Genomic DNA, 20,479 nt, shown 5'->3' on the forward strand with positions numbered 1-20,479 from the left:
TTCGCCGGCTGGCAGCAACGCATCGCCGGAGTGAAGGTTGGAAGCTCAAGCGAGTGTTGGAGGAGCGGTGGGAAATCTGGTCGTCGTGGGAGTGGATGGGTCGTCGTCGAGCCTTTCCGCAGTGGAAGCGGCTGCGGGGGAAGCCCAGCGGCGTGGTGCGGAGCTGCGTGTGGTGCACGCCTTGAGTTGGCCTGTCAGGCCCATGCATGCGCCATTGGACCCGTCGCCGCTCAATCGCCTGGTGCACGAGGCTGCGCAGCATGCCCAGAGCGTGGCGCCTGACGTGGAGGTCACCGAGGCCGTGGTGACCGGCGACGCGGTGGCGGTGCTGGAGGCTGAGTCGCGAGCCGCGGACCTGGTGGTCGTCGGCCCCCGGGGTATGGGGGGCTTCATCGGCATGCTGCTGGGATCAACGGCGGTGTCCTTGGCCAGCCACGGCCAGTGCCCAGTAATGGTGGTTCGTGAGGAAGCGGCTGACGCCGGGCCGATCGTGCTGGGTGTCGACGGCTCCCCGGTCGGTGAGAAAGCCGTCGACTTTGCCTTCGCTGAGGCGGCGCTACGCGGGGCTGAGATGGTGGCCGTGCACGCGTTGCTGCCGGACTATGCGCCGCTCGGCACGAGCCCCGAGAGCGCGGAACGTCTGCTGGCCCAGGCACTCGCCGGCCGTAGGGAGAAGTATCCGGACGTCACGGTCAGACTCGAGGTGGTGGGCGGCGAAACCCGCGAGGTATTGATCACGGCGAGCAGGACTGCGCAGCTCTTGGTCGTCGGAGCCAGGGGACGCGGCGGTTTTGCCGGACTGCTCTTGGGATCGGTGAGCCAGGCACTGTTGCACCACGCGCACTGCCCCGTCACTGTCGTCCGCGGCAAGGCATGACCAGACCTACGCGGTGAGGGATGCCTGCCGCATGAGCTCTCCGCCGTCAGGCGAAGACGACGTTGGATGCCGCCGGGACCGACAGGGAACCTGCGCGGTGAGGGATGCCCGTTGTGGAGTCGATGTCCAGCCATGTGACGTCGCCTGAATGCTCGTTCGCCACGTACAGACGCGTCCCCGACGGGTCCAGGACCAGATCGCGAGGCCACCGACCTCCGCACGGCACCGACGCGATCAGGTCCGCCTGCCCGCCGACCGCGTCGAGGGCCAGAACGGCGATGGTATCGGTGCCACGCACCGCGGCCCACAAGTGGCGGCCACTGTGTGAGACGACCGGCGCCGACGGAGAGACGGCACCGTCACCGTCCGGGAAGAGCGGCGTCGCGCCCACCGGCTCGAGCACTCCGGTGGCGGCATCCCAGCGGCACACGGTGACGGTGGGCTCGAGCTCTCCGAGAACATACGCGTGACTTCCGGCCGGATGGAAGACGAGGTGACGCGGACCGGTGCCGGGCGGGAGCTGGGCGGCAGCACGCAGGGACGCCACCATGGAGTCTGTCATTCCCGCGAACCAGTAAAGCCCTGAAGCGCCGAGGGGAGCCAGTCCCGCAACGCTGACCACGCCAAGGACATGTTCTGGCAGTAGGGCTCCGCATGCCAACGTGTACGGGCCGCCGCCGGAATGTCCCATGACCGCGAACCGGTCGATGCCCAGCGCCGCGGCGATGGCGGCTGCATCACCAGCGACCGACGCTGTGGTCCGACCGGGGTGGGGAGTGGATCCGCGTACCCCGGCCGGTCGTACGACACCCAGCGGATGCCGAGCCGGGCGGCGGCCGGGAAGAGGGGCTCAGGGGGCGCGCCGATGTTCGGCGTGCCGTGGTGCCAAAAGACCACGAGGTGGCCGTCGGAGGGGCATCCGGCCACGTCACCGCGGTCGGCGAGGGCATCGACGCAAGCCGTGTCGGTGAGCCCGTCACCGCACTGACCACGGCAGGCGCCTACGCCGAGGTGGTCCTGGCGCCTGCCGCGCTCACGTTGGGAATCGGCGACATGCCGCTGCGGACAGCCGCAGGTCTCGGGTGGGGCGCACCGACCGCCTACGACCTGATCAACACCGCTGCGCGTGTGCGGCCTCGCGAGAGCGTGCTGATCCACGCAGCCGCCGGCGGAGTGGGCACGCTCGCCGCCCAGTTCGCCCGGCTGGCCGGGGCCGGCCGGATCGTCGGCGTGGTCGGCAATGGCCTCAGGGCCGACCACGCCGCCCAGTTCGGCTATGACCAGCTCCTGCTGCGCGAAGAATTCCCGACCAAGCTCGGCGACGAGACGTTCGACGTGATCCTCGACCCGGTCGGAGGCTCGACCCGTCACACCAGCCTCAAGCTGTTGGCAGAGCACGGCCGACTGGTGGCATACGGCAACCTCAGCAGTTACGAACCCGTCCTGGCCAACACCAACGACCTGCTCATGCACGGCAAATCGCTCGTGACCTACAACAGCAACCTGCTCAGCCAGACCCACCCCGAGCGGCTCGCCGACAGTGTCCGCCGTGCACTCGGCCTCGTCGCCGACGGCCAGGTGCGCGTGGGCATCACCGCAGAGTACGGCCTGGCAGACCTGGCCATCGCCGTGCAGCACCTCGCCGAGGGCACAACCCATGGCAAGAGCATCCTCCGCGTCACCTGACAACACGCGGAAGGCGCCGACCACGAGGCGGCTCCCGCGACGAGCCCTGCCACCTCGGACGCGCGGAGCGCCCCATATGCCCCTCATCAGCGCTGGGCAGCGACTTCGCCACTGCCCAGCCTGCCGTGCCCCACACGGCCACATCAATCGCGTCGAGCCCCGAAGGGCTCTCGGAGTTGGCCACTTGGCGTGGAGGGTTGGTCTCAGGCCATGTTCCGGGCGCGGCGACGCCACTTGCGCTTCCAGGGATTGCGCGTTCTTGGGCTCGGATCTTGGCGAGTTCGTCGTACAACTGAGCCAGGGCCTCGGCGCACTGATCGACTGGCAGGACAGCCAAGCGGTCGACGCAATCGACGAGGCTGGTGTATCGGGCTCGCATGCTGAGATGCCCAGCGCCAGCGGGATCCGAAGTCGAGTGCTGGCAGCAGGGCAATGACGAACGCGGCCGCACCGGCTGCGACGCGGGTCCACGTCGAGTAGAGGGAGATCCTCCTGGACCGCCGAAACCACCGGACGTGACGCGTCGCCGCCTCGAGAAGGGCTTGTCCGTCCACAACGGGCGACAAAAGGAAAAGGCAAGGAGGTCACTCACTCCTTGCCACTCTCAACTTATAGCGCACTGGGGGGCTTGCGGCAAGGCCCGGGTCTTGCCGCAAAATCGCAGGCCGAGGCCAGAACCTGCGGAAATAGGAGATCCACTAAGTGCGTGTGTTGTTGTCGGTTTATGGGTCGTGCGGTGGCGTCGAGCCGGTGGTGGGACTCGCGCTGCGGTTGCGGGCACTCGGCGCCGCGGCGCGGGTGTGCGCGCCGCCGCGCTTCGCGGACGCGACCTCGGATCGGAGCTGGTGACATGAACCCTCTGGCCACCAGCGCGTTCGACCTGCCCGACCGCCTCTCCCCCAAAGCCGAGCCGATGCTGATCGCCGGCGACGAGCAGCACTTCGCGGCCATCGCGGAGAGCCTCGAGCAGACGATCGCCGAACTGTCCGACCGCCTCGATGCCGCGCTCAAGGCGCCCGGCGGCATTGGCCGGCAGGCGATGGACCGGGACATGGAGGTCCACCGCCTGACCGGCCGCCTGCGCGCCTTGCGTCGCTTCGGTCTGGACCTGTGCCTCGGACACATCGTCAGCGCAGACAACCCCGAGCCCATGTACGTCGGACGACTTGGCCTCACCGACAGCGCGGGGCGTCGGCTGCTGCTCGACTGGCGCTCCCCCGCGGCTGAGCCGTTCTTCGCGGCGACCCACGCCAACCCGATGGGTCTGGCAAGCCGCCGCAGGTATCGCTGGACCCGCGGCCGGATCAGCGACTACTGGGACGAAGTGTTCACCGCTGACGGGCTTGAACGGCACGCCGCGCTCGACGACCAGTCCGCCTTCATCGCCAGCCTGGGCAGCAACCGGTCGCCCCGGATGCGCGATGTGCTCGCCACCATCCAGGCCGACCAGGACGCCATCATCCGGGCGGGATCCCGCGGCGCTCTCGTCGTCGACGGCGGTCCGGGTACGGGGAAGACCGTCGTCGCCCTCCACCGCTCCGCCTACCTCCTCTACTCCGACCCCCGCCTCGGTCACCGTCGGGGCGGTGTGCTGTTCGTCGGCCCGCACCAGCCCTACCTGGCCTACGTCGCCGACGTTCTCCCCAGCCTCGGGGAAGAGGGCGTGCAGACCTGCACCCTGCGGGACCTCGTCGCCGAGGGAGCCGCGGCGGCGACCGAGACCGACCCGGACGTGGCCCTGCTGAAGTCGTCCGCGCACATGGTGAAGGCAATCGAGAGGGCCGTCAGGTTCTACGAAGAGCCGCCCGCCCAGGGGATGACGGTCACGACTTCCTGGTCCGACATCTGGCTGAGCGCCGACGATTGGGCCGAGGCGTTCGAAGCACCAGGACCAAGTACTCCGCACAACGAGGCGCGCGAGCAGATCTGGGAGGAGTTGCTCAGGATCCTGATGGACAAGCACGACGGCGACGTTGCGCCCGACCGGTTCCGGAAGTCGCTGCAGCACGACAAGGAGCTGATCGGGACGCTCCATCGCGCGTGGCCGCTGCTCGAAGCGGCTGACCTCGTCGGAGACCTGTGGTCGGTACCCGCCTACCTGCGGATGTGCGCTCCCTGGCTCAGCCCCGATGACGTGCGGAAGCTGCAGCGTGCGGACGCCCAGGCCTGGACGGTGTCCGACCTGCCGATCCTGGACGCGGCACGGCAGCGGCTCGGCGATCCGGAGGCGGCACTGCGCAAGCGCCGGCACGACGCATCTGTCGCCGCCGAACGCGAACGCATGGCCGGCGTCATCGACAACGTGCTCGCAGCCGATACCGACGGTGAAGGTGCGGTGACGATGCTGCGCGGACAGGACCTGCAGGACAGCCTGATCGACGAGACCGCCCTGCCCAGTACCGAACCGGACCTGCTCGCCGGCCCGTTCGCGCACATCGTCGTGGACGAGGCACAGGAACTGACCGACGCGGAGTGGCAGATGCTGCTGCTCCGCTGCCCGTCCCGGAGCTTCACCATTGTCGGAGACCGCGCGCAGGCCAGGCACGGGTTCACGGAGTCGTGGCAGGAACGGCTCGAGCGGATCGGGCTCGACCGGATCAACGTGGCCTCCCTGAGCGTCAACTACCGGACGCCCGAAGAGGTCATGGCGGAAGCCGAGCCGGTCATCCGAGCCGTGCTCCCGGACGCCAACGTGCCGACCTCCATCCGCAGCAGCGACATCCCCGTCGTACACGGATCCGCTTCGGATCTGGACTCGATCCTGGACACCTGGCTCACCTCACATGCCGACGGGATCGGCTGCGTCATCGGCGATCCCACATTCCGGGCGACGTCCCGCGTCCGGTCGCTGCCCCCGGAGCTGTCGAAGGGGCTCGAATTCGACCTGGTCGTCCTCATCGACCCGGAGGCGTTCGGCAAGGGCGTCGAAGGGGCGGTGGACCGCTATGTCGCGATGACCCGAGCAACCGAGCAACTCGTCATCCTCACGAGTTCCTGAAGTCGGCCAAGACGACGTGATCACCGCCCGACGGTCCTGAGGGCCGCCGCCGAAGGAGCCACCTCCATTCGACCGTGGGGACTGCAAGGTCCGGCACGCGGTCGAGTGCGGGATCAACCGACTCGGCAGATCCTCAGAAGCCCCGCCGGAAAACAATCCGGCGGGGTTTCTGTCATTTACAGCGATGCTGGTGAATACGGCGCGGTGTGACCCCGCGTTCCGTGGCTCAGCGCGGTTGCCGACCAAGGCCACCTTCCGACCCGGCCGGAGCTGATTGCCGGTGCCGATGTCACCCACGCGATCGGCGGCTGGACGCTCGCCAACCAGAGCCTGGAGGAGGCGGCGAGACCGGTCAGCGCCTGGTACCGGGCCTCGAGGTCACCGCAAGCCACGGCCGCCTCGATCGCCTGCCCGAAGGAGACCCGGGCCTGCTCGTAGGCGCCGTTGTCGTCGCACAGCAGGCCACGCAGCCTCTGGAACCGGGTGCGCAGTTGCTCTGTCAGTGCGTCACCCGCCAGCGCGCCGCCGGTCTCCGGGCCGAAGGGAACCGTGTCGAGCAGCGCCAGCGCCTCCCGGGCCCGTCCCGCCGACCGCAGGCGGGCGGCCATATGCATCCGCAGTCCCGCGCTCCTCGGCACGGCCTCCGGGCTGGAGGGCGGCACCTTGCCGGCCTGGCGCAGCACGGCGAGCGCGGCGTTCAGTGCGCCGCGATCGTTGAGTTCCGTCGCCTTCCGTTCCAACAGGTCGCGGCGGTCATCGACCGGGTCCCGGTAGCCCATCGGCCCGCCTCCGCCGCTCTGGCCCGGCCTGCTCCCGTACGTCTCGGAGACGGACGTCAAATAAGACCGCAGGCCGTCGACCGTCTCGCGGTGCAAGTCCGCGAGGGCCGCCTCTGCGGGGCGGCCCTCGGCCGTCAATCGGGCGTGCAGTCCGTCCAACTCACGCAGCAGGGCTTCGGGTTCGAACTACCCAGCCGCCCTGGCCAGTAGAGCTTCCGCCTGCCGGGGCGAGTTCGTGGACAGCCGTGCCTGGGCCAGGTCGCGCTCCGTATCGTCCCCGTCGTGCTCGGACGCATGGCTGTCAGTCAAGGCCGAGCTCCTCCAGGGGGCCGGCGCCGACAGTGCGTACCGCGCCCCTCCGGGCCCGTCACACCCGTGACGGAATTCGCTCGAGCAAGGTGACAACATGACCGGACCAGGTCTCGATCAAGCCCTGGCGGGAGCCTTCGAGCAGCAACGCGGGCGCCTCGTAGCGGTGGCCTACCGGATGCTCGGATCGCGGGCGGACGCCGAGGACGCGGTGCAGGAGGCATGGCTGCGGTTGGCGCGCCAGGACGCGGGCGCGATCGACAACCTCGCCGGCCGGCTCACCACCATGGTCGGCCGGGTCTGCATCGACGTGCTGCGCTCGCGCAAGGCCCGGCCCGAGGCGTCGTACGAAGACCGGCTGCCCGAGTTCATCGTGACCGAGGACGGCGGCGGCGCACCCGAGGAAGACTCGCTGCTCTCCGAATCGGTCGGGCTCGCGCTGCTGGTGGTGCTCGATACCCTCCGCCCCACCGAGCGGCTGGCGTTCGTCCTGCACGACATGTTCGCGGTGCCGTTCGAGGAAATCGGTCAGATCATCGGCAGGACCACGGACGCCACGAAGATGCTCGCCAGCCGGGCCCGCAGGAAGGTACAGGGCACGCATCGTCCCACCGATGAACGGCAGCAGCAGCGCGCTGTGGTCGACGCGTTTCTCGCGGCAGCGCGCAGCGGAGACTTCGAAGGGCTGCTGCGGGTGCTCGACCCGGACGTGACATGGCGCTCCTACACCGCGCGCGGCATGGTCGTCAGGCTGGGGGCGGCCGAGGTGGCCGGCAGGGCACAGCGCGGAGCTCGTGCCGCGGTGACTGCGCGTCCCGCCCTGGTCAATGGCGAGTCCGGGATCGTGGTGTGGGGCGCGAACGGCAAGCTGCTGGGCGTGATGGCGTGCACCGTGGTCGATGGTCGGATCGTCGAGGTCCTGTCCGTGAGCGACCCGGAACGCCTCGCGTCGACGGGCCTCACCGCACGTCCCGACTAGACCTCGCGCTGCCTGCGCCGCAAGCGGGCCGGGTCGCCCGGCGCTCGCTGTCCCAACCGTCCATGGGCCGTTCTCGACCGGGCGCGATGTTACATATGGGAAGACCTTCTCGTCGAAGTAGCGAACAGGCTTGCCGCCGGGGTGATCTTCCGGTGGCGCGGGCATGAGGGCAGGGCCTCGCGGTAGCTCGGGGATGCGAATCGAACCGAGCAATGCCGGGAGGCCCTGGTGTCGTTGTTGTATGGGTCCGAGCCCGTTCAGTTCAACTCGGCTGCTCCATCGTGTGATTGTCTCGCGCACGAGTACGGGAACGCCGCGCGATCCATACCTCGAGGCAGTAGGCGGCCACGTACAGCAAGAGGGCGTCGATGGCCCAGGCGGCGGCCTGCGGGGCGACGCCGCCGGCGGGTGCCTGCTCTTTGGTATCCCTCTAGCGGGAACAGCAATGGCGGCTCCACGACCGCTCCCCAAGATGCCGGAACCGACTTCCGACAGAGGATGGTCAGCATTTCGGGAGGCACCCAGTGCGGGCCGCGCTCGATGTTCACGAGAACGGACAGCACCCGGCCGTCGGCAGTCCAGCCGGGCAGGGTGGGCCTCGGCATCAGACGCTCAAGCCGCCGCACGAACCCGTTCTGTGGGCCGTTGGTGGCAAAGTAGCCCGCGTCCGCTTGCGCCTGCTGCCGGGTCACACACACCACGCTGAACAATGGCCCTGGTCAAGACGCACGGATGTGTCTGAGCGGCACCGAGGGGAACGACCGATGGACAAAGCAGAACGTCCGGGCAGGGTGGGCCTCGGCATCAGACGCTCAAGCCGCCGCACGAACCCGTTCTGTGGGCCGTTGGTGGCAAAGTAGCCCGCGTCCGCTTGCGCCTGCTGCCGGGTCACACACACCACGCTGAACAATGGCCCTGGTCAAGACGCACGGATGTGTCTGAGCGGCACCGAGGGGAACGACCGATGGACAAAGCAGAACGTCCGGATCGTAGAGCTCTGCTTGCCGGCGCACTTGCGGGCGCCACGGTCGCGCTTGCGGGGTGCTCATCGACGAGCGCCGCCACGTCGGCGACCAGTGCTCAGCCAAAGGCGCGGCCGACCACCCCCGCCGCGGCATTCGCGAGACTGATGGAAGGCAACGAGCGCTGGGTGAGCGGAGATCTTCAACACCCCGACCGGGATCCGAACCGGCGTCAGCTCGTGGCCCAGGAGCAGGAGCCTTTCGGGGCCATCCTCGCATGCATCGACTCCCGGGTGCCGCCTGAACTCCTCTTCGATACCGGGCTGGGTGACCTTTACGTGATGCGCACGGGCGGGGAGGCGGTCGAGCCCGTGGTCACTGGTTCTGTCGAGTACGGGCCCATGACGAGCGGCACCCCGCTCATCGTGGTCCTCGGGCATCAGCGCTGCGGCGCCGTCGAGGCGGCGTACAAATCCATTCGTGACGGCAAACCGCTGCCTGGCAACCTGCAGGCGATCGTCAAGGCTCTGCAGCCGGCATACGAGCAGGCAGTAAGGGAAGGCGGCGCCGACCCGGTCGAAACCATGGCCCGCGCCCAGGTCAAGTTGACCGCGACCGATCTGCGTGGCAACCAGGACCTCGCCCCACTCGTGGGAAAGGGCGCCCTTGCCGTGGTGGGCGCCTACTACTCCCTCGACACCGGCAAGGTGGAAGTCCTGGTCGGCGCGCCCTCTTGAACCGGTCAGACGAGACGGGCGGGCGTTGTCGGGTCGGTGACGGGTAACCGGACCGCCTCTCCCAGGTCCCGAAGCGGCTAACAGTCAGCACCACAGGCAGGGTTGACTACGGCAATGCCGCAGTCGACCCGACGCGGCTTCGATGGTGCCCAATCGGCGCAGGCACTCTGCGCTGGGCATGCTCAGCCCGGTGGAGTACGAACGCCGCACCCCGCCAGTAGCCTGAAATCAAGCAACTCGACTCCACCCAACTCGGGACAGTCCGGAGCCTCCATCAGACCCGGAGCGGTTCAGTTCCTGGGGCAGGTACTCCCCTTGGACGCCGGTGTGCAGCAGGAACAGGATTCCGCACAGCGCCTGCCGGCCCGGCACCCACGGCCGGCCCTCCACCAGCTTCGGACCCGGTCCGGGCAGCAACGGCTCAACCAAAGCCCACAGTTCATCCGACAAGCCCCTGCCGAGCGGCGAGTACGGCACGAAGGCAACCCCGAGCTCGGCCGCCGCGCCCACCGCGCTGTGCTCGACGTCCCGGCTGAAGAGCGACCACTCCGTCTGCAGAGCGGTGATCGGGTGCACGGCGTGCGCCTCGCGCAGTTCGGCACCGGTGACCCCGCTCAGGCCGAGGTGCTTGACCTTGCCTTCCCGTACCAGTTCGGCCATGGCGCCGACGGAGTCTGCGAGCGGGATGGCGGGGTCACGGCGGTGCATGTAGTAGAAGTCGATGAGCTCTACTTTCAGGCGCCGCAGACTCGCCTCGACGGCACTTTTGATGTAGGCGGGATCGTTGCGGATGGCCCGGTAGCTGGGGTCGTCGGCGCGGTACTCGATGCCGAACTTGGTGGCCAGCGTGATCTCGTCGCGGTGCGCGGCGAGGAACGGCGCGAGGAACTCCTCGTTGGCGCCGACGCCGTACATGTCGGCGGTGTCGATGAGCGTGACGCCCGCCTCGACGGTGGCCTCCAGGGTCTCGCGGGCCGCCGCGTCGTCCGTCTGCCCATACGCGGCGCTGATACCCATGGCACCTAAGCCCTGGACTCCCACGAGGGGTCCGCCGGTGCCCAACTCGACCTTGCGGATCGGTTCGATGGCGTTCCTCATGATGGCGCTCAGGCCCCTTCCGGCGCCCTGCGGGCGCCCGTGTAGAAGTCGATCTTGACGTCGAGCACGGCAAGCGTGTCCTGCAGGTCCGCGATGCGCACGACGACCTCGTGTCGGGTCTGCTCCAGGATCTCCCGCCGTTCGTCATAGGTGACCTCGCCCTGGCGGACCAGCTCCGCGAACTGGACCATGGCGGCCACCGGCATCCCGGTCAGCCGCAGCTTGCCCACGAAGGCGAGCCAGTCCAGGTCCCTGTTGCAAAAGAGGCGCCGGCCGTTGGGCGACCGCGCCACGTGCGGCATCAGACCGATCTGCTCGTACCAGCGCAGGGTGTGAGCCCTGAGCCCGGTAAACGCCGCAACCTCGCTGATCGTGTAGCGGTCATGGCCGTCGGGTCGCGGATGCTCCCCGCCCGCGGGCACACAGACGTCCACGGGCGGGGACTTCACGGGGGTGCTGTCGATCACCGTCATGTCGGCAACGTCAGGACGTTCAAGTGCACTTGAAGCAACTGCACTCGGCGCAGCTCCCCCTGGGCCGGTTGCTGGTGAGGGCGCGGTGCGCCGAGCACCTCCGCGGCTTCCCCGAGATGGCCTGCGTCGTCATCCCCTTCTGCCAACTCACCTGCCGATGTGCGGGTCCAGCAGGTTCATGGCCAGGCCGTGACCGTGGCGGACAGCAAGGTCCATGGACGTATGACCGTCCGGGTCAACAAGTTCAGGGTCGGCAAGTTCAGGGTCAGCGCCGAATGCCGGCAGCACGACAGTGGTGTGGACGGTCAGTGGCCGGCGGCTCCGCAGGGCACTGTCGCCTTCAGTGCCGATCGCGTGCGTGAGCAGCGTCGGATTGTTTCGGATTGTTGAAGATCTCGTCGGGATCAGCGCCGGCAGCCAGAAGTCGGGCCAGGGCGTCGGCGTCTTCGTGGATCGGTGGCGGCGCTGCTGGCGACGGAGTGTGCGGCCGGACTCTTCGGCCGGGCCGTCGCGCAGAGTGTGCCGGGCACGTTCTTCTCGCCGGAGCTCGCCGCAGACATCGCCACCGCCTGCGCCGCCGAGCTGGGACTGAGGCCCACGGTGGCCGACCTGTCCACGGTGGCCCCGACCCGGTTGTCCGCCGCCGGTGACGCGGTCGGCGCCAAGATGACCCAGTGGGCGGAACGCTGGGGTCAAGTCGCTCACCGGTCGATCCCCTTCTCACCGGTGGTCGACGGTGATGCTCTGCCGGCCACCCCATGGCAGGCCCTGACCGATGGCGCCGGTCGGGACATCGAGCTCCTCGTCGGCCACACCCGCGACGAACAACGGCTGCTCACCGCGCTCGACGGCATGCTCGGCCAGGTGACACAGGAGCAGGCGGCGACCGCCCTGCATGTCTTCGGCCCCGGCCGGGACGCCGCGCGCCGTTACGCCGACGGCTTTCCGGCCGCGGGCCCGGAGGAGCTGTACGAACTGGTCCACTCCGACTGGCTGTTCCGTATGCCGAGCCTCCACCTCGCCCAGGCCCAGACCGCCGCCGGCGGCCGTGCCCACGTCTACGAGCTGACCTGGCCGGCTCCGGGCATGGACGGTGCCCTCGGCGCGTGCCACGGCCTCGATGTGCCACTCGTCTTCGGCAACCTGGACCGCGGCCAGCCTGCCGCGCTGATCGGCGAAGGCCCCTCCCCGGAGGCAGAGGCGCTGTCCACCCGCATGCGCACCGCATGGACGGCGTTCGCCGCCCACGGCGACCCCGGTTGGCCCGCGTACGACACCGAGCATCGCCGTGTGCAGCTCTTCGACACGGAGCCGACTGTCACCGCCTACCCGGAGGAGACTTCCCGCCTGATCTGGCAGGACCACACCTTTCCCGTACTGCCGCTGGTCGGCCGGTAGCGTCAACCGGCCCGCATCGAGAGCTGTGCGGGCCGAAGGTGACAAGAACTCGACCTGGTCGTGGCCGACATGCAGAGCGTGACTGAGAACCGCGAAGCGCCCGGAGAAGGCGCCCGGTAACGGTGCGGTCCTGCCGCGGACGGGACACTGGGCCCACGGCTCCCGAAGTGCCGGCGGGATCTCCTCGACGCGGTGCGCCGACATCTCATCGCTTCAGCGTCCCGAACCGGACGACGCATGATCGCCCCGGGTCACGCGCCCAGCGCCTCGGCCTCCTATGCTCGGGGGGCAACCATTCGAGTCAAGAGGATCGGAGCAATGAGCCAGAACGTCTTTTTTGAGGTGACCGCCGACGGCGAGCCGATCGGCCGTATCGAGTTCAAGCTCTACGACGACGTGGTCCCGAAGACCGCGCAGAACTTCCGTGAGCTGGCCACCGGCGCGCACGGCTTCGGTTACAAGGGCTCGCCGTTCCACCGCGTCATCCCGGACTTCATGCTCCAGGGCGGCGACTTCACCAACCAGAACGGCACGGGCGGCAAGAGCATCTACGGCGAGAAGTTCGCCGACGAGAACTTCAAGCTCAAGCACACCAAGCCGGGCCTGCTGTCCATGGCCAACGCGGGCCCGAACACCAACGGCTCGCAGTTCTTCATCACCACGATCGTCACCGACTGGCTGGACGGAAAGCACGTCGTCTTCGGCGAGGTCGTCGAAGGCATGGACGTAGTGAAGTCGATCGAGGCGCTCGGCAGCCGTTCCGGCGCTACCGCCAAGAAGATCGTCATCTCCGACTGCGGCACTGTCTGAGCAGTCTGACTGCTGTTTGAGCCGGTGGGCCGACTCGAACAGCTCTTTACCGAAGGTGGAAGGCGTGTCCGCTTGAGCCTGTGCGCAGGCGGACAGGCCGCCTGTCGGTCTGCTGCGAAGTGATGTGCCCGACGCCTCGGCGCCGCGAGCAGTCGGGTAGTCGCGGCAGGGCCGCTGCCTGTCCGCAGCCACGTTGCCATGTTTCTTACGTGGGCTGCCCGGCCCGAGTCTTGGTCACGGGGGCTGATCCCGGCCCGCCTATGAGAGCTCGCCCCCTCCCTATCGGGCTTGTCTGCTGCCGGTAAGGAGGGGCGCAGGCAGGCGGTCCGCGCGGCGAGGAGCTGGATGCTGCGTCGTGCCGCCCGGGCGGCACGACGTCACGACCAGAGCAGGCACTGTCGCGGCCACAGCAGGCACCGTGGCGGCGAGTGCTGATGTCCCATGGCCCGTTTCCTCATGGCGTGTCCGCCGCCCGCCGCCACGCCCAGGTCCCCTTGTGGCCTGGCGACTTCCGCATTGACCCATACGAACGATTCACCGGCCCCGCAGGGGTGAACCATGCGACCGTATGCCCCGCGCAGACGGCAGCCGGCCGCTCGCGATCATTAACGTTGGCTCTTGTGTTGATGAGCCATGCCTTTGTGAACCTGAAACCCGGAGTGGGAAAGACCACCAGTGCCGTCTGGTTGGCTCACGCACTTCACGAGTCGGGTATCTCACCGCTGCTGGTGGACAGTGACCCGGCCTCCTCCGCGCTGCGTTGGAGCGAATTGGCGGGCGGCTTCCCGTTTCCTGTGGTCGCCCTTCCGGTGGGCGATGTGCACCGGCGCGTGAACGACTTCCTCGGCAACCGGCAGGCCGTCGTGTTCGACGCCCCGCAGATGGAGGACCACGCACAGATCGCCCGGAGCATCATGCGATACGCGAGCGAGTGGATCGTGCCGGTGACCCCAGCCCCCATCGAGCTGGACCGCATGGCACCCATCGGCGGGGAGATGGGCGACGTACAGTCCCTGCGCGCCCAGCCGGCCCGTGCCACCGTCCTGCTGAACCGCACCAATCGTCCCGAAGCGACGCGCACCGGTCCTGATGCCGACGCCCGCGAAGCCCTGATCGAGCGGGGCTTCGACGTGCTGTCGACCCATATTCCACGGCTCGACTTGTACGCCCAGTCATTCGGCAGCACGGTCGAAGCCAAAGGCTCGGCCTATATGGACCTCGCAGACGAACTCATCAAGCGTCAGGACAAGGCGTGAACCAGCGCAAGGACACCTACCGAGCCGCACTGCAGCGCGGGCCGGAAGTCGCCCCACCCCGCCACACCAAGGTCACTCAGCTGCACACCCGCTACCTCCGAGTGACCATCGAGTTCGACCCCGCCCTGCCGCGCGACCTCACCCGATGGATGGGATCACCCGTATCCGCGCTCCTGCGCGCCGGCGCCGCCGTGCTGCGCCCCCAAGCAAGCACCTCGTAAGCCGGGCGACGCGCGACCCGAGTGTGGTGAATGTGCGGTCAAGACGCCGCATACGCGAACGCGGCCGTTCTTCTCTCCGCTCCCCCGGTCACGTTCACCTCGCGTCTACAGTTCTCGGTCCCCTTGCCAGGTGACCGAGGTCAGCGCGGCCAGGCCGCCATGTGCCAGGCCCTTGTAGGTCACTGTCCGGGCAGGGCCGAGCTCGTGGGCGACCTGTCTCGCCGGCTCCATTCCCTCCCGGAACAGCCGCTGCCACTCGGCGTCGTACTTGCCGTCGTCCCGGTCCCGGACGTCCAGGTTCAGCGTGTTGTCGATCCCGGCTGCCCACGCGTACAGGCCGGCGACGAGTTCGTCGGGCAGGTGCAGGGCGGCGGCGGGATCGTCGGGGGCGAAGTCCCCGAAACCGTTGGAGCGCAGCGGACCGAACTTGCATTCGCCTTCGACGGTGATGTGGACCGGGTGCGGTGGTGTGGTGGCTGTCGCGTTCCCAGTGAAGGCGGTCGCAGCCCCAGCACACCCGATTCGATGTGCTGTGGCGCTCGTCCCAGTAGCGCACTGCCCAAGACGGCCCGAGATGCCTGGCCAGTCGTTGGGCAGCCACCAGGCCCTGTTTGATGCGTTTGCGCACATCCGGGCGGGAGACGGAACCTCCTGACGGGCGGGACAGCGACCACGAGCGCAGAGCGTCGGCCAAACCCTCCGGCAGGCCCAGCGCCGAGTCGTCCAGCGGGACGTTACGAGTGAACGCGTCGATGTCCTCGTAGGTCCCACCCACGTGCGGCTCATACATGGGAGACGGCTCGCCCCGGGCCTGCACGACCAGGTGGCGCGGTTCTACGGGAGCAGTGGCCTGACACCAGGTGCAGGACCAGCCATCCTCCTCCCACCGAGGCGACTGCATCGGCCACTGCCACATCGTCCGCCCACACGCATCGCACTCCACGGCACGATCCTCACACGCGTACCGGGTCAGGCGCCGGAGTAAGCGCGGCATGGTGGCCATCTGTCGGTCGATGCCCCCGAACGATTGATCGGTTTCTTGAGATGGCTGGCGGTGTCCGAAGGTGAGCCAGGAGTACCGCGACGCCCGCAGAACACAGATCCTGACCACGGCGAGGCGCTGTGCCCGGCTTCATCCTCCAACTTGCCGCTCTCGGGGCCCGACGCGGTCGACGGCCTGTCCGACGCCGCCCGCGCACTGTGGCCGGAGCGATGACGGGCCGGCGACGGGGCGCCGCGAACCGCGGCAGGAGCTACGGACTCCTCGGCAGCGACTGTTCGGTCCAGGTGATCGTCCTCTGACGGGTCTGCGGGCTGCCCCAGCGCTCAGTGAGGCGCGCAACGGCGATCCGGTCCGTTTCCCATTGCTCTCGCCCTGCCGGGGTCGAGGGAGGAGCATGGGAGATGAGCGACCAAGGGAGGCCCGCCATGAAGTCCGAAGCCTCGGATTACGACACCTGGCTGTACTCTCACACCCCTTCCCAGGCCGAGGGCGAGCGCGACGAACCGGCTGAGCGTTCAGCCAAGCACCCGGACGTCCCCAGGACCGAGCCGTCCCAGGCGGAGGGCGAGCGGGTGGACGACATCAGGACCGCATGACCGCAGCGAGCCGGGCCGGGCGTTGCCGGGTCCGGCTCACTGCCGCTCGGCACCGCACGGCCGCCCGGGAGGCGTGGCCTGCCGCGCTGCGGGCTGTCAGCCGGAGTCGTCGGGGGCGAACGTGACTGGCAGTTGTGCAGGGCCGCGCAGACCGCCCGAGCGCCATCGCAGTTCGCTGCGCGGCACGGCCAGGCTGAGGTGGGGCAGGCGGCCCAGGGCGGTTCCGATGGCGATCTGGCCCTCGAGCCGGGCCAGTGGCGCCCCCAGGCAGTAGTGGATGCCGTGCCCGAAGGCGAGGTGTGCGTTGTCCGGGCGGGCGATGTCCAGGCGGTCGGGGTCCGGGAACTGCGCCGGGTCGCGATCGGCGATGGCGGAGGCGACCAGCACAGTTGCTCCGCGCGGGATGATCACGCCCGCGACAGTGACGTCCTCGCGCGCGAACCGGGCGATGCCGGGGTTGACCGGTCCGTCGTAGCGCAGGAACTCCTCGATCGCACCGGGCAGCAGTTCCGGATCGTCCCGCAGCATCTGCAGCTGGTCAGGGTGGGCGAGCAGTGCGGCGATGCCGCTGCCGATCAGGTTGACCGTAGTGATGTAACCGGCCACCAGCAGCAGAAAAGCCATGGCGATCAGCTCGTCCTCGTCCAGCCGGTGTTCCTCGTCCCGGGTCGTGATCAGCGCGCTGAGCAGGTCGTCGCCGGGCCGGGCCCGCTTGTCTGCGAGGAGTCCGGTCAGGTACGAGCTCATCTGCCGCCACCCTCGGTCCACCCGGGCCGGGTCCGGCTGCTCGCCTCCTTGAAGGATCATTTCGTCGGTCCACCGCTGGAAGTCGTGCCGGTCGGCGCCAGGCACTCCCAGCAGTTCACAGATCACTGTGACGGGAAGCGGCAGCGCGAAATCCTCGACGAGGTCGGCCTTGCCGGCGGGCACGATCGCGTCGAGCAGCCGGTCGGTGATCTCCTGCACGCGCGGCCGCAGCTCGGCGACCCTGCGGGCGGTGAACGCCTTGGAGACCAGGCGGCGCAGGCGGGTGTGGTCGGGCGGGTCGGAGCGGAGCATGGTGCGCAGCATCGACTCGGGCTCCGTGGCGGGCAGCCGCTCAAGAAGCCGGGGGTCCGAGGCATCGCGGACGTCGCTGCTCAGCCGTGAGTCGGACAGGGCTGCGAGGCCGTCTTCGTAGCGGGTGACCAACCATGCCTCGAGGCCGCCGGCGATCACGGCACGTCGTACCGGGCCGTCCTCGCGCAGCTGCCGGTAGAGCGGGAAGGGATCCGCCCTGAAGGCCGGATCGGCGTAGGGCAGAAGGACCGGCTGCTGGCTCATCAGGCCTCCAAGGGGCGCCACAAACCCATGCGGCGAAGTTGTTCCGTTTTGATGGTATATGCCCCATGGGCTCGAGTTACGGATGCCGCCGAAGGGAAGGGCCGCGATGAAGCGGACAACGTGCTGCGTGGTGGGGGGCGGCCCCGCGGGAATGGTCCTCGGCCTGCTGCTGGCCCGAGCCGGTGTAGCCGTCACGGTCCTGGAGAAGCACGGCGACTTTCTCCGCGACTTCCGCGGCGACACAGTGCATCCCTCGACCCTGGCCCTGCTGGACGATCTCGGTCTGGCCGAGCGCTTCGCCCGTCTGCAGCAACGTCGGGTGACCACGGTCCAGCTGCCGCTCAGCGCGGACGGTTCGCTGATCACCGTCTCGGACATCAGCGCGCTACCGGAGCCGTACAACTACGTGGCGATGGTGCCGCAATGGGACCTGCTCGACCTCCTCGCCGACGAGGCCCGGAAGGAGCCGTGCTTCTCCGTGCTGATGAGCACCGAGGCGACGTCCTTCCTGGAGGAGCACGGACGGGTCACCGGAGTGCGGTACCGCACGTCCGACGGCCGTACTGGCGAACTGCGGGCCACCCTCACGGTGGCCTGCGACGGTCGGGGCTCGCTGGCCCGGTCGCGGCCCGAACTGCGACTGCGGCAGTTCACGTGCCCCATGGACGCATGGTGGTTCCGGCTGCCACGGCGGGCAGGCGACCCACGCGGGCTTGTGGGAGCCGTGGGCGACCGGATCCTCACCGCGATGATCGACCGTGGGGAGTACTGGCAGTGCGCCACGCTGATTCCCAAGGGGACCGACGCCGAGCGCCGCGCCGCCGGTCTCGAGCGGTTCATGGCCGACTTCTCGGCCGCCGCGCCCTGGCTCGGGGACCGGGCGCATGCGCTGCGGTCATGGGACGAGGTGAAGATGCTCGACGTGCGCCTCGACCGCCTCCGGCGCTGGCACCGCCCGGGACTGCTGTGCATCGGAGACGCGGCGCACGCGATGTCACCGGTCTTCGGCATCGGCATCAACCTCGCCGTCGAAGATGCGGTGGCCGCCGCGCGGTATCTCGTCGAGCCGCTGCGCAGGGGTGCGGTCGGCCTGGGGGACGTACGCGGCGTTCAGCGGCGCCGGTGGCCGACTACGGCGGCGACGCAGGCACTGCAGCGGTTCGCTCACGCGAGGGTCATCGCGCCCGTGCTCGCGGGACGCCCGCCCTTCGGCAACGCCAGGCGGGCGGAGCGGATGAGCAAGATGCTCACCACCTCACCGTGGCTCAAGCGCGTTCCGGCGTACTTCATCGGCTACGGCGCTGTGCGCGAGCGTCCGCCCGCCGAGTCGGTGCGGTAAGCCGGGCCCCGACCGCCGGCACGGGGTGGTGCCCAACCCCACCCACACCGGCGCCCGGACCACGGCCCGGCGGTTGGAGCTACGCGGGAGGGCCACAGTCCGTGGTCCACCGATGACGAAGACGTCGTGGACGGCCTTCATCGCCGCAATGCTTCCATGTGAAGCGCGGCGTCGTCGGCAGCCTCGTCGGGAGTGCGGCCGTGCTCACGGGCCACGATGTACGCGGCATACCAGTCCGACCAGTGGTGCTCGGGAGCGGTCACCTCGTACGATCCGTGGTGCTCCTCGGTCTCGCGCAGAAGTTCTGCCAGCGTGGGGATGTCCATGGCGAAGCCTCCTCGTTCCTGCGGATCTGGTCAGCGTCCGGGGTGTCGCACCTGAACTTCTTGCAGCAGCCAGCCATTGCCGTCGGGGTCGCTGAAGGACGCGTATGAGGCGTAGCCGCGACGCTCCGGGTCGGGGCCGTCCACCCGTTCTTGGACGCCGGTGGCGTAGACGTGGTGAAAGACCCCGCTCACCTCAACGCCCTTACTGATCAGTTCGGCGCGGGCTCGGTCGAGGTCCAGGACCACGAGGTAGAGGCCCTGGGCGGAGCCTGGTTCCGCGGGGGTGACTGGTGCCGGCCCTGCCCTTCAGTGGTCCGAGCCCTTGTTCCGACGATGAGAGACCTGTTCCCGTACGGTGAGCCACCGTGACCGTGTCTGCTCGACCACGCTGTCCCACTGTCGGCGGACCTCGTGGTCGGAAGGGCGGTGGCCCTGACGGATCCGGCTGAGCTCGTCTCGTACTTCTCGTCCCAGTGCCGCCGACGCGACGATGACGAGCATGGCTCCGAAGAGGGCCGAGATCATCGCGAAGACGGCACCGACGACCCCGTACCGTGAGACGGAGGAGTTGAAAAGTCTCGGCAGGTAAATGGCTGCGCCCACCGAATAGGCTGCCGTCAGAACGGCCGCGGTGACGCCGAAAGGGATCAGGTCAGGCCAGACGATCCGCTTCGCTGACAGGAGGCAGCCGCTCCAGACGAGGAACACGGCAGTCACCGGTACCTTGCACACCGAGTCCACCAGACCCAGCCCACCCCTGCCGAGGACCGCGGAGAGCCACCCGGTGACCACTGCGTAGCCACCAAGGGTGAGAATCCACCACAAGCCCTTGCGCGTGTTGCGCACGCTGAGCGGCTTGAGTTCCCACGTCTGTTCGAAGAGCCGCTGCGAGGCTCGCGCAAAGCTCAGCGCCGAGATCGTCAGGAACACAACCCCGAAGATGCCCACGCTCGCACTCGCGCTCTCGGCAGGAGAGAAGAGGGAGTTGACTGCCTGGGCGCCTGCACCGGTGAGGTTGTAGCGCCTGATGATCCGCTCTGCGGCGTCGTAGTGCACGTAGTCGCTCAGGACCTTGCTGCTGAGGATTGCGAGGGGGATCAGTGCGGTCAGAGCGCTGGACGCCAGCGCCATCGAGCGGTCGAAACCCACGATCTTCTGAAACCGATTGACGACCCGCAATGCGAAGGCAGGGCGCAGCCAGAACGTCAGCGTTCTGACGAGGCGCTCGCGATTGATGCCCGCCGTCCGGCCCTCCGTGAAGATCGGAACCTGTGTGACGGCGCGAGCCTAACGAACGTTCGTGAGCGTG

21 protein-coding genes and 1 pseudogene are annotated in these 20,479 nt (G+C 68.7%); 12 read left to right on the forward strand and 10 right to left on the reverse strand.

Annotated features, from left to right (window positions below; genetic code table 11):
* Positions 1–67 precede the first annotated feature (67 nt).
* Positions 68–877, forward strand: coding sequence for a universal stress protein (locus tag OG390_RS03515; protein ID WP_406164932.1), 810 nt, complete (start codon positions 68–70; stop codon positions 875–877).
* A 46-nt stretch (positions 878–923) separates the two neighbouring features.
* Here OG390_RS03515 and OG390_RS03520 read toward each other — a convergent pair.
* Positions 924–1,804, reverse strand: a pseudogene (locus tag OG390_RS03520) (alpha/beta fold hydrolase).
* Between OG390_RS03520 and OG390_RS03525 the strand changes: the two are divergent.
* Together OG390_RS03525 and helR are read left to right on the forward strand one after the other, a co-directional pair.
* A complete protein-coding gene (locus OG390_RS03525; RefSeq protein ID WP_406164933.1) occupies positions 1,778–2,563 on the forward strand; it encodes a zinc-binding alcohol dehydrogenase family protein in 786 nt (261 codons plus the stop codon). The pseudogene OG390_RS03520 and the gene OG390_RS03525 overlap by 27 nt on opposite strands.
* An 850-nt stretch (positions 2,564–3,413) precedes the next feature.
* A complete protein-coding gene (helR, locus tag OG390_RS03530) occupies positions 3,414–5,561 on the forward strand; it encodes an RNA polymerase recycling motor ATPase HelR (protein ID WP_406164934.1) in 2,148 nt (715 codons plus the stop codon).
* Positions 5,562–5,737: 176 nt separating this feature from the next.
* Here the strand turns inward: helR and OG390_RS03535 are convergent, their stop codons facing one another.
* A complete protein-coding gene (locus tag OG390_RS03535; protein ID WP_406164935.1) occupies positions 5,738–6,499 on the reverse strand; it encodes a hypothetical protein in 762 nt (253 codons plus the stop codon).
* 27 nt (positions 6,500–6,526) lie between these two features.
* Positions 6,527–6,649, reverse strand: coding sequence for a hypothetical protein (locus OG390_RS03540; protein WP_406164936.1), 123 nt, complete (start codon positions 6,647–6,649; stop codon positions 6,527–6,529).
* 97 nt (positions 6,650–6,746) lie between these two features.
* Here OG390_RS03540 and OG390_RS03545 point away from each other — a divergent pair, with 97 nt between their 5' ends.
* Positions 6,747–7,628 carry a sigma-70 family RNA polymerase sigma factor gene (locus OG390_RS03545; RefSeq protein ID WP_406164937.1) on the forward strand — a complete coding sequence of 294 codons (882 nt, stop codon included), beginning with the start codon at positions 6,747–6,749 and terminating at the stop codon, positions 7,626–7,628.
* A gap of 964 nt (positions 7,629–8,592) precedes the next feature.
* Positions 8,593–9,327: a carbonic anhydrase gene (locus OG390_RS03550; protein WP_406164938.1), complete on the forward strand. Its 735-nt coding sequence runs from the start codon at positions 8,593–8,595 to the stop codon at positions 9,325–9,327.
* Positions 9,328–9,555: 228 nt separating this feature from the next.
* Here the strand turns inward: OG390_RS03550 and OG390_RS03555 are convergent, their stop codons facing one another.
* Positions 9,556–10,425: an aldo/keto reductase gene (locus OG390_RS03555; RefSeq protein WP_406164939.1), complete on the reverse strand. Its 870-nt coding sequence runs from the start codon at positions 10,423–10,425 to the stop codon at positions 9,556–9,558.
* 8 nt (positions 10,426–10,433) lie between these two features.
* Positions 10,434–10,898 carry a MerR family transcriptional regulator gene (locus tag OG390_RS03560; protein ID WP_406164940.1) on the reverse strand — a complete coding sequence of 155 codons (465 nt, stop codon included), beginning with the start codon at positions 10,896–10,898 and terminating at the stop codon, positions 10,434–10,436.
* 159 nt (positions 10,899–11,057) lie between these two features.
* Here OG390_RS03560 and OG390_RS03565 point away from each other — a divergent pair, with 159 nt between their 5' ends.
* The 5 genes from OG390_RS03565 (at position 11,058) to OG390_RS03585 (ending at position 14,583) form a co-directional block, all read left to right on the forward strand.
* Entirely contained in the window at positions 11,058–11,288 is a 231-nt protein-coding gene (locus OG390_RS03565; protein ID WP_406164941.1) for a hypothetical protein, read from the forward strand.
* Between the two features lie 66 nt (positions 11,289–11,354).
* Positions 11,355–12,296, forward strand: coding sequence for a carboxylesterase family protein (locus OG390_RS03570; protein ID WP_406164942.1), 942 nt, complete (start codon positions 11,355–11,357; stop codon positions 12,294–12,296).
* Between the two features lie 318 nt (positions 12,297–12,614).
* Complete coding sequence (locus OG390_RS03575) at positions 12,615–13,106, forward strand: peptidylprolyl isomerase (RefSeq protein WP_399094143.1); 492 nt, start codon at positions 12,615–12,617, stop codon at positions 13,104–13,106.
* A 461-nt stretch (positions 13,107–13,567) separates the two neighbouring features.
* Entirely contained in the window at positions 13,568–14,362 is a 795-nt protein-coding gene (locus OG390_RS03580) for an AAA family ATPase (RefSeq protein ID WP_406164943.1), read from the forward strand.
* Complete coding sequence (locus OG390_RS03585; RefSeq protein ID WP_406164944.1) at positions 14,359–14,583, forward strand: hypothetical protein; 225 nt, start codon at positions 14,359–14,361, stop codon at positions 14,581–14,583. Before OG390_RS03580 ends, OG390_RS03585 begins: the two co-directional genes overlap by 4 nt.
* Before the next feature lie 105 nt (positions 14,584–14,688).
* On the opposite strand, the gene OG390_RS03590 is transcribed toward OG390_RS03585, so the two are convergent.
* Entirely contained in the window at positions 14,689–15,213 is a 525-nt protein-coding gene (locus OG390_RS03590; protein WP_406164945.1) for a hypothetical protein, read from the reverse strand.
* Positions 15,214–16,011: 798 nt separating this feature from the next.
* Here OG390_RS03590 and OG390_RS03595 point away from each other — a divergent pair.
* Positions 16,012–16,182, forward strand: a complete 171-nt coding sequence (locus OG390_RS03595) for a hypothetical protein (protein ID WP_399094155.1) — start codon at positions 16,012–16,014, stop codon at positions 16,180–16,182.
* A 96-nt stretch (positions 16,183–16,278) separates the two neighbouring features.
* Here OG390_RS03595 and OG390_RS03600 read toward each other — a convergent pair whose 3' ends face one another.
* Positions 16,279–17,505 carry a cytochrome P450 gene (locus OG390_RS03600; protein ID WP_406164946.1) on the reverse strand — a complete coding sequence of 409 codons (1,227 nt, stop codon included), beginning with the start codon at positions 17,503–17,505 and terminating at the stop codon, positions 16,279–16,281.
* A 106-nt stretch (positions 17,506–17,611) separates the two neighbouring features.
* Here OG390_RS03600 and OG390_RS03605 point away from each other — a divergent pair, with 106 nt between their 5' ends.
* Complete coding sequence (locus OG390_RS03605; RefSeq protein WP_406164947.1) at positions 17,612–18,844, forward strand: FAD-dependent oxidoreductase; 1,233 nt, start codon at positions 17,612–17,614, stop codon at positions 18,842–18,844.
* Between the two features lie 137 nt (positions 18,845–18,981).
* On the opposite strand, the gene OG390_RS03610 is transcribed toward OG390_RS03605, so the two are convergent.
* The 3 genes from OG390_RS03610 to OG390_RS03620 are packed head-to-tail and all read right to left on the reverse strand — an operon-like array spanning position 18,982 to position 20,319.
* Complete coding sequence (locus tag OG390_RS03610) at positions 18,982–19,170, reverse strand: bleomycin resistance protein (RefSeq protein WP_406164948.1); 189 nt, start codon at positions 19,168–19,170, stop codon at positions 18,982–18,984.
* 30 nt (positions 19,171–19,200) lie between these two features.
* A complete protein-coding gene (locus tag OG390_RS03615; protein ID WP_406164949.1) occupies positions 19,201–19,416 on the reverse strand; it encodes a hypothetical protein in 216 nt (71 codons plus the stop codon).
* A 60-nt stretch (positions 19,417–19,476) separates the two neighbouring features.
* Positions 19,477–20,319 (reverse strand): hypothetical protein, encoded by an 843-nt coding sequence (locus OG390_RS03620; protein WP_406164950.1) that lies wholly within the window; start codon positions 20,317–20,319, stop codon positions 19,477–19,479.
* Positions 20,320–20,479: the final 160 nt, after the last annotated feature.

Source organism: Streptomyces sp. NBC_00996 (assembly GCF_045162675.1).
Lineage (GTDB): Bacteria > Actinomycetota > Actinomycetes > Streptomycetales > Streptomycetaceae > Streptomyces.